This is a genomic window from Pontibacter beigongshangensis (assembly GCF_014332515.1).
Classification (GTDB): Bacteria; Bacteroidota; Bacteroidia; order Cytophagales; family Hymenobacteraceae; genus Pontibacter; species Pontibacter beigongshangensis.
In genome coordinates, this window is record NZ_VFSD01000011.1 from 115,578 (window position 1) to 129,136 (window position 13,559).

12 protein-coding genes are annotated in these 13,559 nt (G+C 51.2%); all 12 read left to right on the top strand.

Annotation, left to right across the window (positions count from 1 at the left end):
- Window positions 1-382 precede the first annotated feature (382 nt).
- The 12 genes from FJM74_RS10755 to FJM74_RS10810 all read left to right on the top strand — a co-directional run bounded on the left by FJM74_RS10755 (window position 383) and on the right by FJM74_RS10810 (window position 13,468).
- Window positions 383-1,666 (top strand): porin, encoded by a 1,284-nt coding sequence (locus FJM74_RS10755; protein WP_187262601.1) that lies wholly within the window; start codon window positions 383-385, stop codon window positions 1,664-1,666.
- Between the two features lie 368 nt (window positions 1,667-2,034).
- Window positions 2,035-3,021 carry a PstS family phosphate ABC transporter substrate-binding protein gene (locus FJM74_RS10760; protein ID WP_187262602.1) on the top strand — a complete coding sequence of 329 codons (987 nt, stop codon included), beginning with the start codon at window positions 2,035-2,037 and terminating at the stop codon, window positions 3,019-3,021.
- 237 nt (window positions 3,022-3,258) lie between these two features.
- Window positions 3,259-4,134, top strand: a complete 876-nt coding sequence (gene pstC, locus FJM74_RS10765; RefSeq protein WP_187262603.1) for a phosphate ABC transporter permease subunit PstC — start codon at window positions 3,259-3,261, stop codon at window positions 4,132-4,134.
- The gene (gene pstA / locus FJM74_RS10770) at window positions 4,127-4,984 is read left to right on the top strand and encodes a phosphate ABC transporter permease PstA (protein ID WP_187262604.1); all 858 of its coding nucleotides are present in this window, start codon (window positions 4,127-4,129) and stop codon (window positions 4,982-4,984) included. The genes pstC and pstA overlap by 8 nt, the downstream gene beginning before the upstream one ends.
- An 8-nt stretch (window positions 4,985-4,992) precedes the next feature.
- Complete coding sequence (pstB, locus tag FJM74_RS10775) at window positions 4,993-5,757, top strand: phosphate ABC transporter ATP-binding protein PstB (RefSeq protein ID WP_187262605.1); 765 nt, start codon at window positions 4,993-4,995, stop codon at window positions 5,755-5,757.
- 167 nt (window positions 5,758-5,924) lie between these two features.
- Window positions 5,925-6,599 carry a phosphate signaling complex protein PhoU gene (phoU, locus tag FJM74_RS10780; RefSeq protein ID WP_187262606.1) on the top strand — a complete coding sequence of 225 codons (675 nt, stop codon included), beginning with the start codon at window positions 5,925-5,927 and terminating at the stop codon, window positions 6,597-6,599.
- A gap of 295 nt (window positions 6,600-6,894) precedes the next feature.
- Window positions 6,895-7,536 carry a heme exporter protein CcmB gene (locus tag FJM74_RS10785; RefSeq protein WP_187262607.1) on the top strand — a complete coding sequence of 214 codons (642 nt, stop codon included), beginning with the start codon at window positions 6,895-6,897 and terminating at the stop codon, window positions 7,534-7,536.
- Between the two features lie 192 nt (window positions 7,537-7,728).
- Window positions 7,729-8,391, top strand: coding sequence for a cytochrome c biogenesis protein CcsA (gene ccsA, locus FJM74_RS10790; protein WP_187262608.1), 663 nt, complete (start codon window positions 7,729-7,731; stop codon window positions 8,389-8,391).
- Window positions 8,378-8,656, top strand: a complete 279-nt coding sequence (locus FJM74_RS10795) for a CcmD family protein (protein ID WP_187262659.1) — start codon at window positions 8,378-8,380, stop codon at window positions 8,654-8,656. Before ccsA (FJM74_RS10790) ends, FJM74_RS10795 begins: the two co-directional genes overlap by 14 nt.
- 163 nt (window positions 8,657-8,819) lie before the next feature.
- The gene (locus FJM74_RS10800; RefSeq protein ID WP_187262609.1) at window positions 8,820-9,236 is read left to right on the top strand and encodes a cytochrome c maturation protein CcmE domain-containing protein; all 417 of its coding nucleotides are present in this window, start codon (window positions 8,820-8,822) and stop codon (window positions 9,234-9,236) included.
- 112 nt (window positions 9,237-9,348) lie between these two features.
- The gene (gene ccsA, locus FJM74_RS10805) at window positions 9,349-11,943 is read left to right on the top strand and encodes a cytochrome c biogenesis protein CcsA (protein WP_187262610.1); all 2,595 of its coding nucleotides are present in this window, start codon (window positions 9,349-9,351) and stop codon (window positions 11,941-11,943) included.
- A 718-nt stretch (window positions 11,944-12,661) separates the two neighbouring features.
- A complete protein-coding gene (locus FJM74_RS10810) occupies window positions 12,662-13,468 on the top strand; it encodes a Rossmann-like and DUF2520 domain-containing protein (RefSeq protein ID WP_187262611.1) in 807 nt (268 codons plus the stop codon).
- Window positions 13,469-13,559: the final 91 nt, after the last annotated feature.

A 13,559-nucleotide genomic window follows, 5' to 3' on the forward strand; every position in this document is an offset into this window, starting at 1 on the left:
ACTTTTGATTAGTCTCGCTGCAAAAGTAGATGCCATGGTTTACCCCATGTTTACCCCAACATTAACATATGGTTAATTTGCCACGCTTAATATTACTCAATTGTTAAAAACCTTATTATCAGCAACTTGCAACGCCAAGCACTTCGCTACCACTCTTATATAGTATAAAGGGCCAGGCAGCAGGCTACGCTAAGGCTCCTGCTGCTGAAGCTTAACATTAACTTAACATTGGCATAACAAACAACTAATATAGAAGCAGGACCTTTGTGGTGCTAAAGCTAGGGCAGTCTGACTAACTGAGCTGGCTTTGGTGTTTATCGCTGCTGCGGCTGGACCCCGGAGCAGCGATAAACAGATTAAAAATTAATAAATCTCACCCACCATGAATGTAAAGAAGGTAGTACGCACTATCCTGGCGCTAGCCATGGTATATGTGGCAGGTTCCACAACCGAGGCGGCTGCTCAAACCGACACGGCCCAATCAGTTGTTATAGCAGCTAAGGCTGCGAAAAAACCTGGTAAAAGAAACTGGTCAGAGATCATTAGCGTTCGGGGCTATGCCCAGGTGCGGTACAACCGCCTGCTCGAAACCAACCCCCTGCTCAAGTGCGACCAGTGCGATAAATCATTAGGCGAAGGCGGAGGTGTATTTCTTAGAAGAGCCCGCCTCGTTTTCAGTGGCAATGTGCATGAGCGCGTTTATTTTTATGTGCAGCCTGACCTGGCTTCGTCACCGGGTTCCGGCAAACATAACTTTCTGCAGCTCCGCGATGCCTACTTTGATGTGGCACTCGATAAACAAAAGGCATTCAGGCTGCGCATAGGCCAGAGCAAGGTGCCTTATGGTTACGAAAACATGCAATCGAGCAGCAACCGCATTGTGCTCGACCGGAACGATGCCCTGAACAGCGCCATAGCCAACGAGCGCGACCTGGGCGTATTCTTTTACTGGACTCCTCCCGAGATCCGGGCCCGCCTGAAGGAGCTGACAAACTCTGAGCTAAAAGGTGCCGGCGATTATGGCATGTTTGGTTTCGGGGTGTACAATGGCCAGACGGCCAACCGCCCGGAAGCCAACAACAGCCTGCACATGGTAGCCCGCATGACCTATCCGTTTAAACTGCCAAGCGGCCAGTTTATAGAGCCAGGCATCCAGGCCTATACCGGCAAGTATGTAGTTACCCCCGAGCAGGTTTCTTCCGGCGTAACAGTTCTGCCAGAGTACACAGACCAACGTGTGGCCGCCTCTATTGCAGTTTATCCGCAGCCGTTCGGCTTTCAGGCAGAATATAACATTGGCCGTGGCCCCGAGTACGATGTTGCTACCAGATCGGTGCAGGTTAAGCCGCTGAAAGGTGGTTATGCTCAGGCCATCTATAAAATAGAAGTAGGCGACCAACTGCTGCTGCCCTTCGTGAAAGTACAGTACTATCAGGGTGGCAAAAAACATGAGCGCGACGCTACTGCACACCAGGTTTACGAAACAGAAATAGGCGCAGAGTGGCAGCCTTTCCGCAACTTCGAGCTGGTGGCCGACTACAGCATCGGCGATAGAACCACGGCCAATGCCAGCACCCTCTACAATGGCCCCGGCGATGCGTCAGGAAATGGTTTTAACAGGCAGTTCGGCAGCAGGCTAAGACTACAGGCCCAGTTCAACTTCTAAGGCAGAGCAGCTGCGCCTCTGGGGGGGCATTTTGATTAGAATAATTTAATTGCTGATTGTCTGACAGTTAAATTGGTGGACGGGGAATCTGAAGATTTAGTAATTAATTCACTAATAAGATATTAAAATGTTCAGCTCATAATATATACTCTTTAACTTTAGACTCTCAAGCGGCTAAGTTGTGCATCAGACCATAAAGCGGGCATTTAGTATCCTAAAAACCGGCACTATCGATCTAAATCTCCTGGCAAACCGCTAGTCTATGCACAACTACTCGGCATCCCTTGCAGTATCAGAGTAGTAAATTCCGGACATCAGGCATTAATGTTCTATTTAAAGAATAATTACAGAATTTCACCCGCTACTTTATGGAACCTTTCAGGCTTAGACATGTGAGGCTGTTTGCCTTCACCCTTATCAGTGTTTTACTCTTGAGTGGCTGCGGGCCTCAGTACAGCGAAGATGCCGACTTTAGCCTTACCGGCAGCATTTCTATAGATGGCTCCTCTACGGTGTACCCTATTACGGAGGCGGTGGCAGAAGAGTACCGCTACCATGCCCCCAACGTGCGCACCAGCATCGGCGTGTCGGGCTCAGGTGGCGGTTTCAAGAAATTTTCGCGTGGCGAGATCGACATCGCCAACGCCTCCAGGAGCATAAAAGAAGCAGAGGCCAACGATGCCAGGGCCAACGGCATCACCTATCTCCAGCTATCGGTAGCCTACGATGGGCTGACCGTGGTGGTGCACCCCGGCAACGACTGGGTAAAAGAAATGACGGCTGCCGAGCTAAAAAAAATTTGGGAACCGGAGGCGCAGGGCAAAATAACCCGCTGGAACCAGATACGGCCAGAGTGGCCCGATAAAGAACTGCACCTCTACGGCGCCGGCGTGGAGTCTGGCACCTACGACTACTTTACAGAGGCCATTGTGGGCAAGAGCCACTCCAGCCGCGGCGACTACACCGCCAGCGAAGACGACAATGTGCTCGTGCAGGGCGTGTCTACCGACCCCTATGCACTAGGCTTTTTCGGATTTGCTTACTACGAAGAAAACAAGGCAAAACTAAAGCCCGTGCCTATAAACGACGAAGACGACAGCAACGGAGCCGGAGCTATTCTGCCCACTATAGAAACCGTAAAAGACGGCACCTATGCGCCCCTCTCCCGCCCACTCTTTATTTATATAAACTCCGTAGCGGCACGAAAGCAGCATGTGGTCGATTTTCTGCAGTTCTATTTTGAGCAGGTGCCAGTACTTAGCCAGGAAGTGGGCTACATTCCGATGCCGCCGGAAAATTACAGGGAGGAGCAGGAGAAGCTGGCAGCTTTTATAGCGGCATCAGCCAGCAGGTAGGCTCAGGAGTAAGTGGCTCCTACTGCTGAAATACACCCGCACCAAATGGCTAAAGTATCTTATTGCCAGAAAATCAGTATCTCAAAAAGAATAACAGCCGGGCAGGTGCAGCAGCAGCAGTTAGTGTGTCCGGAGGGGCTTTTTCATTAGCATAATTTGCCTCTTGTGGATGGCAGGGATGCTTTAGATACGTCTACCCCACAATCAGCGATCAACAACCCAAAAAACTAAACCCTGGTGAGAACATCCGAAAAAATAATAGAAGGCCTGCTCTGGTTGTCGGCTGCCATTACCATTCTGGTAACAGCAGGCATCATCTGGGTGCTGCTTTCAGAAACGGTGGCCTTTTTCTCCGAAGTGTCGATTATGTCGTTCCTTACCGACACCGAATGGACGCCCCTCTTTGCCGTGAAACGATTTGGCATACTCCCCCTGGTAGCCGGCACCTTTCTGACCACCGCCATTGCCATAGCCGTAGCGCTCCCTATCGGGCTGACCATCGCCATCTACCTGAACGAGTACGCCAATGCCAGCTTCCGGGCCGTTGTGAAACCTTTGCTGGAAATTCTGGCCACCATCCCTACGGTGGTGTATGGCTTTTTCGCCCTCACGGTCGTAACACCCTTCCTGCAGCAGATTATTCCGGGTCTGGCTGGCTTCAATGCCTTGTCGGCAGGCATGGTGATGGGGATCATGATTATACCGATGATCTCTTCCCTCAGCGAGGATGCCATTAGTGCCGTGCCCAAGTCTTTGCGTGAGGCCGCCTACGGCATGGGCTCCACCCGCCTGCAGACCGCCTTCGGCGTGATGGTGCCGGCCGCCTCGTCTGGCATTCTGGTTTCTATTATCCTGGCCATCTCCCGCGCTGTGGGCGAGACCATGCTGGTAGCCATTGCGGCCGGGCAGCAGCCCCGCCTCACCCTCAACCCGCTCGTGCCCATCGAGACCATGACCACCTACATTGTGCAGGTGAGCCTTGGCGATGTGCCGCACGGGTCGCTGGAGTACCGGACTATTTTTGCTGTAGGCATCACGCTTTTTGTTTTTACGTTTGCCCTCAACAACATCAGTTTCTGGATCAAAAAGAAATATCAGGAGAAATATGACTAACTCAGACAGAAACAGGCTCAAGGATAAGGCTTTCCAGGTTTTTGGCGTCTTCTGCACCTTTATCGGGCTGGCGGTGCTGGCCATTTTCCTCATCGATATCCTGATAGATGGCCTCGGCCGCATCAACTGGGAGTTCCTCAACAACCTGCCATCGCGCAGGGCGCACCGGGCCGGCATCTACACTGCCTGGATCGGCACCCTCTGGATCCTGCTCCTGACAACGGTTATCGCCTTCCCACTGGGCATTTCGGCTGGTATTTACCTGGAAGAATATGCTAAAAAGAGCCGCATGGCCACTATCCTTGAAATAAACATTGCCAACCTGGCAGGCGTACCCTCCATTATCTATGGTTTGCTGGGGCTCGAGATCTTTGTAAGGCTGATGGCGCTGGGTGGCAGCCTGCTGGCAGGTGCCCTTACGCTGTCGCTCCTGATTCTGCCTATCGTGATCGTAACCACGCGCGAGGCTATAAAAGCCGTGCCCCGCAGCATCCGCGAGGGCTCCTTTGCGCTGGGCGCCTCTAAGTGGCAAACGGTGTGGCACCAGGTGCTGCCCGCCTCGTTTGGCGGTATCCTGACGGGCGTGATCCTGGCTATGTCGCGGGCAGTGGGCGAGGCGGCTCCCCTTATCGTGATCGGTGCGCTGGCGTATGTGCCCTTCGCCCCCGCCTCCCCCATGGATGAGTTCACGGTACTGCCCATCCAGATCTTTAACTGGATATCGAGGCCACAGGCAGCCTTTGCCACCAATGCCGCCGCGGCTATTATTGTATTGCTGTTAATTACCTTTATCTTAAACGGAATCGCTGTTTACCTTCGCCATAAGTGGCAGAAGCGTATAAAGTGGTAACTGAGCCCATGAAGAATAAAAAGAACAAGCTGGAGGCCATTGGCCTGAACGCCTACTACGGCGACTTCCTTGCCCTTAAAAATATTAGTGTTGCCATGGAAGAGAACCAGGTAACGGCTTTTATCGGCCCTTCTGGCTGCGGCAAATCCACCTTCCTGCGCACCTTAAACCGCATGAACGACTATATTGACGGGTTCAGGGTGGAAGGCGAGATATTGCTCGACGAGCAGGACATCTACAGAAAGGAAGTGCGGGTAGATGAGCTGCGCAAGCAGGTGGGCATGGTGTTCCAGAAGCCAAACCCGTTCCCCAAAACGATCTACGAAAATGTGGTATACGGGCTTAAGATTCAGGGCATCAAAGACAAGGAACTGCTGATGGAGACGGCCGAGAATACACTGCGGCAAACCACCCTTTGGGAAGAGGTGAAGGACAAGCTCCACAAATCGGCGCTGGCGCTGTCGGGGGGGCAGCAGCAGCGCCTCTGCATTGCGCGCGCACTGGCTATCTCACCCTCGGTCTTGCTCATGGACGAGCCCACTTCGGCCCTGGACCCTATCTCCACAGCCAAAATTGAGGAGCTGATTTATGAGCTGAAAAAGAATTACACCATCGTGATTGTAACGCACAACATGCAACAGGCCGGCCGTATCAGCGACCATACCGCCTTCTTCTATATGGGAGAACTGGTAGAATTCGCCAAAACAAAAACGCTGTTCACCAGCCCCAAAGACACCCGCACGCAAAATTACATTACAGGCCGGTTTGGATGATTTGAATTTTGATTGAGTAAATGACAGAAATCAACCGAAGCCATTTCATTAGAATTGAATACACTATTTGGCAGATTTTTCAGTTAATTTTTTACATCTCCCATCAATCACCATTCAGAAGTTGCGCATCCACAGTTAAAAAGTTCTCTCATTCAAAATTCAAAAATATGTCGCATATAGATATAGAAGTAAAACGGATCAAGGAAAAGCTGCTGGAGATGTGGGATCTGGTTGATTACCAGTTCCAGAGCGGCCAGGAGGCCATGGCCACCATAGACCATGAGCTGGCCAAGCGGGTTATAAAGCTAGGCAGGAAGGTGAACAACTACGATGTGAAGATCGACCGGATGAGTGAGAATGTGCTGGCACTGTTTACGCCGGTGGCCATAGACCTGCGCCTGATGCTGGCTACGCTTAAAATAAACGCCAGCCTGGAGCGCATCGGCGACGACTCAGAAGGCATTGCCTATTTTGTGCAGAAGCTGTCGGCCCCGCTCAACCCGGAGCTGGTGGAAGAAACCAGGGTCATCGAAATGTACGAGGCAGCCAAAGCCATGCTGGCCGACTGCCGCACAGCCTTTATGAAGGACGACACGGAGCTGGCCAAGGAACTGATAAAGCGCGACAAAACACTAAACAAGATCTACGCCAAAGCCGACACTATCATTGCCAGATGCCTCACTGAAGATATCTCTAAAATAGGCGAGGGGCTAGTGCTGTTTTCCATTATCAAGAAGATAGAGCGTGTCGGCGACCAGATCACGAACATTGCCGAAGAAATTGTCTTCTACCGCGATGCCAAAGTGATCCGCCACAAAAGAAAGAAGAAAAAGAAGGAGTGATAAAATAGCAAAATACCTTGCTTGCCACCTGCTTCACCAGGCTTTGCTGCCTGGCCTATCTGGTGCGGAACCGGCTTATGCGCCAGATAGGCCAGGCAGCAGCAAAGGGCTCGCAGGGGCCTTTTTGATTAGAATAATTTCCTGAAAACCGCAAACTAGTACCTATAACCTTCATTTCTTCCCCATTCCTGCCCTAACTCTCCGATTTTAGCACAAAAAGTACCAAAGCAATCTTTTGTGTTGTAACTTTGTGTAAAACTTACCAAAAGTGCTGCTTAAAGAGATCTTGTTCTTGATGCGAAAGGACTTCCTGCTGGAGATGCGGCAGAAGTATGCTTTTAATGGCATGCTGCTGTATGTGAGTAGCACCGTGTTTGTGTGTTACCTCAGCTTTGGCCTCCGCTCCAATGTGCTCACCGTGCCCGTCTGGAATGCCGTACTTTGGATTATTCTACTTTTTACGTCGGTTAACGCCATTGCCAAGAGCTTTGTGCAGGAGAACAGGGGGCGGCTGCTGTACTTCTACTCTATCGTAAGTCCGCAGGGAGTTATCTTGTCCAAGATCCTGTATAACAGCTGCCTGATGCTGGTGCTGGCCCTCATCTGCTTTGTGTTTTACGCCTTTGTGCTGGGCAACCCGGTGCAGGATGTGCCCATGTTCCTGCTCACTATTCTGTTAGGAGCCATTGGCTTTTCCACCTCGCTTACCATGATTTCCGGTATCGCCTCCAAAGCCGCCAACAACGGAACCCTGATGGCGGTGCTCAGCTTTCCGGTAATCGTGCCGATGCTGCTCATGCTCATAAAAATGTCTAAAAATGCCCTGGATGGATTAGATCGTAGCGTAAGCCTCGACGAGTTGCTCACCATACTGGCTATAAATATGATTGTTGTCACTGTTTCTTACATCTTATTCCCGTACCTTTGGAGATCGTAAAATACTGTAAAGTAAGCGATTACATCATTAAAGAAGGTTTGAAATTATTATAACACAGCTACATAAGCTGGCACTAAGGGAGCAGATACAAGAACAAGCAGGTAAATAAATTGAATAAAATAAGAAGAGATGTTGTTGTGATAAGGCAGGAGAACCCGTGCTGTGTATAACATCTGAAAAACAGTATCTGAAATGAAAAATTGGTGGAAAATATTGACAGTGCTGCTGCTGGTGTTCACGGTGGTGGCGGGCCTGCTCTCGGAGGTGCCGCGGCTGGCCATCCTGAACGAGACCATCCGGAACCTGTACTTCCATGTGCCCATGTGGTTTGGCATGATCCTGATTCTGCTCGTGTCGGTGGTGTACTCCATCCGGTACCTGCGCAAGCCCACCATCAAAAACGACATTATTGCCCATGAGTCAGCCAAGGTGGGTATCCTGTTCGGCGTGCTCGGCATCGTGACCGGCATGGAATGGGCCCGTTTTACGTGGGGAGAGTACTGGAGCAACGACCCCAAACAAAATGCTGCTGCCATTGGCCTACTGATCTATTTTGCCTACCTGGTGTTGCGCAGCTCCTTTGCAGAGCAGCAGCAGCGGGCCCGGATAAGCGCGGTCTATAACATTTTCGCCTTTGCAGCGCTTATTCCGCTACTTTTTATACTGCCCCGCCTCACCGACTCGTTACATCCAGGGAATGGCGGCAACCCCGGCTTTAACGCCTACGACCTCGACAGCCGGCTGCGCCTGGTGTTTTACCCGGCCGTGCTGGGCTGGACCCTGCTCGGCATCTGGATCGTGAACATTAAATCAAGACTTGAATTACTAAGACAACGCCTATATGAAATTGCTTAGACTACTGGCCCTGAAGAGCCTGTTGCTGATTGCTTTGTTCGGGCCGGGAGCCACGCAGGCACAACCCGCCCAAAACCAGGGCACCACCATCATTGCCGAACCCGAAGTGGAGATGGCCGACCTGCTGCGCCGCGACGGGAAAATTTATGTAGTGATCGTTGTGCTGCTAACCCTGCTGGGCGGCGTGCTGGCTTACCTGATCTCGCTGGACCGCAAGGTCGCCAAACTGGAGAAACAGGTAAAGGACGAGATGGTGAACCGGTAAAAGCCTGAAGATTCCGCTGTCGGAGAGCGGCCTCAGATCACCCTGCTAAAAGCAGTCCTGGCAAGAAACAAGAAATTATTAAAAATGCCTCTACTCATGGATTTAAATTCTAAACCTGTGTGTTAGGCAATCGAAGCGAGAGTTTCCACTAAATTAAAGATAGATGAAAAAGTCACATATCATGGGCATGATCGTAATTGCCATGGCTATCGGCATTATTATGTCTACTGCCGGCGATGCCAGCACGTATGTTTCTTTCGGCGAGGCCATTGCCCGCGCCAAAGACGGCGACGACACCAAGGTACACGTAGTGGGCCGCCTCAAAAAAGATGCGAAGGGCCATATTATAGGCATGCAGTACGACCCCACCATAGATCCCAACTACTTCGCCTTTACCTTAGTAGACACGAACCGTGTGGAGCAGCGCGTGGTTTATTTCCAGCCAAAGCCACAGGACTTCGAACGGTCGGAGCAGGTGGTAATTACCGGCAATATGCAGAACCAGGTGTTTGTGGCCGACAAGATATTGCTCAAGTGCCCTTCTAAGTACGTGGAGAAGGAAGTAACAGCAAGCCTGTAGACTAGCATAAGAGCTAAGAGTTGAAAGTTATGAGTTTAAGACTCGCTTTTCACACTTGGCTCTTTTCCCGGTTCCACTCTTAACTCATAAACTTAACTTTTAACTCTTAGAAATGATAAATACGCTGATCGGGGACATTGGTCATGTGAGTGTGATTATTGCGTTTGTGGCAGCCATGGTAGCCTCGTATGCCTACTTCATGGCTTCCGGCAACAAGGTAGAGGCCTCTGGCGACACCAGTTGGCGCAGGCTGGCAAGAGGAGCCTTTTATGTGCACTCCTTTGCTGTGCTGGCCGTTATCTTTTGCTTGTTCAATATCATTTACGAGCATCGCTACGAGTACTATTACGCCTGGAGCCACTCCTCTAACCACCTGCCTGTTTACTACATGATCTCCTGCTTCTGGGAAGGCCAGGAAGGCTCTTTCCTCCTCTGGATTTTCTGGCACGTGGCCCTGGGACTGGCGCTCATCCGCACCAGTCGCAAAAACAAGACCTGGGAGGCCCCGGTTATGGCGACCTTCTCTTTTGTGCAGATATTCCTTACCTCCATGATCCTGGGAGTAGTTATTGGCGATTTCAAGCTTGGCTCCTCCCCTTTTATTCTCATGCGCGACTTCATGACGGATGCGCCCGTGTTTAAAATGGACCCGAACTTTGTGCCGACCGACGGCACAGGCCTTAACCCACTGCTGCAAAATTACTGGATGGTCATTCACCCGCCGACCCTTTTCCTGGGCTTTGCGGCTACGCTGGTACCGTTTGCTTTTGCCATTGCCGGCCTCTGGAAAGGCAAGTTTACGGAGTGGGTGAAGCCTGCACTGCCTTGGACCCATTTTGCTGCCTTGTCTTTGGGCATCGGTACGATGATGGGCGCTTACTGGGCCTACGAAACCCTTAACTTCGGGGGCTACTGGAACTGGGACCCGGTAGAAAACGCGGTGTACATTCCGTGGTTGGTGCTGGTGGGAGCTATCCACACCATGATCGCCTACCGCCGCAGCAAGCAGGGGCTGAGCGCCTCCTTTATCCTGATCATCGCTTCTTTCATCCTGATCCTGTATGCCACCTTCCTGACCCGAAGCGGTATTCTGGGCAATGCCTCGGTACACTCCTTCACCGACTTAGGTCTGTCCGGGCAATTATTTACCTACCTGGCAGCTTTTATGGTGCTTTCCATCGCCCTGCTGGTGTACCGCTGGAAGCAGATTCCGAGCACAGAGAAAGAGCTTTCTACGTACAGTGCAGAATTCTGGGTGTTTATTGGGGCCGCTGTGCTTTGCCTGGCAGGTTTCCAGGTGCTGGCTACTACCTCTATCCCGGTTTACAACGCCTTCCTGGGCTTTATCGGCATCGAGTCTAATGCAGCCCTGCCTGCCGACCAGATCGCGCACTACACTAAATTCCAGTTATGGGCCGGTGTGGCTATTGCCGTGCTAACGGGTGTAGGCCAGCTCCTGTGGTGGAAAAAAGCAAATAAGAGCAGCTTTAAGGATGCTATTACGCTTCCGCTCATGTTCACGCTGTTGCTCTCCAGCCTGGTTATTATCCTGTCTAACAAGTTCGATGTTTTTGCTTTTAAACTGGACAACCCGGTTTACATTACCTTATTTGTTTCGTCCCTTTTTGCGGTGCTTGCCAACGGCAGTATTATCGCAGGACTGGTTCAGAAAAAGGTGAGCCTGTCGGGTGGTGCGGTGGCACACATCGGTGTTGCCCTTATGCTGGTTGGTATCCTGTTCTCCTCTGGCTACGATAATATTATTTCGCAAAACCACTCCGGGCTGCTTTACTCACGCGAGTTCCCGGACGAGATAAACCGCGATAACGTGCTCCTGTGGCGCAATGCCCCCACCCAAATGGGCAAATACAAAGTGAGCTATCACGGCCAGTTTATGGAAGTGAAAGGTGTGCCGGGCTATGTCAGCAAAGAGCTGCTTTTCCGAACCGACGATGAGTACGTAGCCATTGCGCGTGGTGACATTAAAGCCAAAAACAAGATATATTATAAAACCGGCGATACCCTGGACCTCCACTCGCCCGAGAACACCTTCTTCGAAGTAGAGTACAGCAACGAGGAAGAATCTTTTACGCTCTACCCACGGGCGCAGGTAAACGAAAACATGGGGCTGCTTGCCTCCCCTGACATCCAGCATTTTGCCGACAAAGACCTGTACACACACGTTTCGTCTATTGCTCCGGAAGAAAGAGAATGGGGACAACTACAGGAGTACGAGGTAGCGGCAGGCGATACGCTTATCCTGAACGACTATGTAGCCGTATTTAATGGCATTGAACGCATACCGCAGGTGCCGGGCGTAGTGCTGGCCGACGGAGATGTGGCCGTACAGGCCGACATGAAAATCCTGGGTGAGCGAAAAGAGTACCATGCGCACCCAGTGCTGATGATCAAAGACCAGATGATGGGCCGCTTGCCGGAAACCATCGAAGACCTGGGCCTGCGCATCACCTTCATGAACATCGACACTGAGAATAACCGCTTTACCATTGGCGTAAATGCGTCCCAAAAAGACTGGATCATTCTGAAAGCAATCGAAAAGCCATTTGTAAATATCCTTTGGATCGGCTCCATCGTCATGTCGATCGGGTTCGTGATGGCTATTATGCGACGCAAGCAGGAGAACGGCTCCGATGGCAAAGCTCCTGCTACTGATCGAAAAAACAAGCGAAAAGTACAGGCAGCCTAAGCACTTACCATAACCTACCAAAAAAGCCTTTGCCGATGCAAGGGCTTTTTTGTTGCCTACTATTATATCAACCCTTACAACTCACCCTGCCAGGTGGCAACAAAAGAGCAGCAGATCCTCCGGAGGGCCATTTTCATTCAAATAATTTGAGTGCATAATACAGCCAGTGACAGAACTTATCTGGGCTCAATATTTAATTTGTACCAATTATGAAAAATCCTGCGTTTTGTGTCCTGTAGCAAATGGCAGTACAAATTCGATTTCAGGAATTTAAGACGTCGCCTTTATAGGCAGGGGAAGCGATCGATCTAATAATACTCCTATCAAGAAGGTTCCAACAGTCTTAGCTGCTGCTCTATACGGTGTCCTTGCTATCTTATTGCAGGGTTGGGGGTCGAGCGCTCACGGCTGGGGAAGGGGCTGGAAATTATTCGGTCGCCAGGACTGATACCGTGGATTGGTAAGCATAACTGGTAATGGCTATATAGATACTACTTCGTACACTGCGCACTCAAATTATTTGAATGAAAATGGCCCTCCGGAGCCTGCTGCTGTTAAGTAAATGAGGCATTGGAATCTATTTCCTGGTGTTTAATGTGACGAAGCAAACGTAAATCTGGAAATGAGGAAAATTAAAAACAGCAACTGCCGCGAAGAAGACAAAAAGCCAGACATCTCCGATCTAAAAACCTTATTTTAGCTCCTGAAAAGTAATACTATGCAGTACAGCAGCAAAAAAATAGCGTTAATCGGAGCGGGCAATGTAGCCTGGCACCTCGGGCAGGCGTTAGCAGCGGCAGGTCATACCATCAGTTACGTGTATAGCCGCACGGCAGCTCACCGCGATGCATTGGCAGCTAAGCTGGCAGCAAACCCCCTCGCTCATCCCGACCTGCGAAAGCATGAAATAGATATAGCCATTCTGGCTGTTCCTGATGCTGCCCTGGCCCAGGTGGCACGTGCATTACAGGTACCGGCAAATACCATTGTAGTGCATACTTCCGGCTCGCAGCCGCTGCAGGCGCTTGCGGAGAAACCAGGCGTTCGTGCCGGCGTGCTTTACCCGCTCCAGACCTTCTCCAAAGAAAAACCGGTAAACTTCGGAACCATCCCTATATTGATAGAGGCCACCGAGGAGCAGACGCTGCAGGAACTAAGGGCACTTGCCGGCAGCCTGAGCCAAACCGTGCACACCGTTACGTCGGAGGCACGAAAGCAGCTGCACCTGGCGGCAGTGTTTGCCTGCAACTTTACCAACCATTTGCTGGGCATCAGCAAAGACTTGCTCCGGCAGGCCAGCCTGCCCGATACGCTGCTGCAGCCCCTGATCCAGGAGACCATGGCCAAGGCAGCAGCTTACCACCCGTTTTCCGTACAAACAGGGCCTGCCGCCCGGGGCGACCAGAACGTGCTGGAGGAGCACCTGCAGCTCTTGCAGCAACAGCCAACCTACAGGCAAATTTACGAAGTGCTGTCCAGCAGCATACAGGCTACAGCCAGGCAACAGCCGGAACAATCCTCCTGAACAGAAAGAGGATGAGCGGCATCAGCAGGCGCTATAAAACAGGCCGGTTTTGATTCCGACGGCTTGTTTCATAACTTTGTAGTCTAAAACC

Bases quoted from the DNA above. Each gene is read 5' to 3' on its own strand.
- ccsA (WP_187262608.1), top strand. From the start codon at position 7,729: ATGAAAAATTGGTGGAAAATATTGACAGTGCTGCTGCTGGTGTTCACG.
- pstA (WP_187262604.1), top strand. From the start codon at position 4,127: ATGACTAACTCAGACAGAAACAGGCTCAAGGATAAGGCTTTCCAGGTT.
- FJM74_RS10760 (WP_187262602.1), top strand. From the start codon at position 2,035: ATGGAACCTTTCAGGCTTAGACATGTGAGGCTGTTTGCCTTCACCCTT.
- FJM74_RS10810 (WP_187262611.1), top strand. From the start codon at position 12,662: ATGCAGTACAGCAGCAAAAAAATAGCGTTAATCGGAGCGGGCAATGTA.
- FJM74_RS10755 (WP_187262601.1), top strand. From the start codon at position 383: ATGAATGTAAAGAAGGTAGTACGCACTATCCTGGCGCTAGCCATGGTA.
- phoU (WP_187262606.1), top strand. From the start codon at position 5,925: ATGTCGCATATAGATATAGAAGTAAAACGGATCAAGGAAAAGCTGCTG.
- pstB (WP_187262605.1), top strand. From the start codon at position 4,993: ATGAAGAATAAAAAGAACAAGCTGGAGGCCATTGGCCTGAACGCCTAC.
- FJM74_RS10795 (WP_187262659.1), top strand. From the start codon at position 8,378: ATGAAATTGCTTAGACTACTGGCCCTGAAGAGCCTGTTGCTGATTGCT.
- FJM74_RS10785 (WP_187262607.1), top strand. From the start codon at position 6,895: ATGCGAAAGGACTTCCTGCTGGAGATGCGGCAGAAGTATGCTTTTAAT.
- ccsA (WP_187262610.1), top strand. From the start codon at position 9,349: ATGATAAATACGCTGATCGGGGACATTGGTCATGTGAGTGTGATTATT.
- FJM74_RS10800 (WP_187262609.1), top strand. From the start codon at position 8,820: ATGAAAAAGTCACATATCATGGGCATGATCGTAATTGCCATGGCTATC.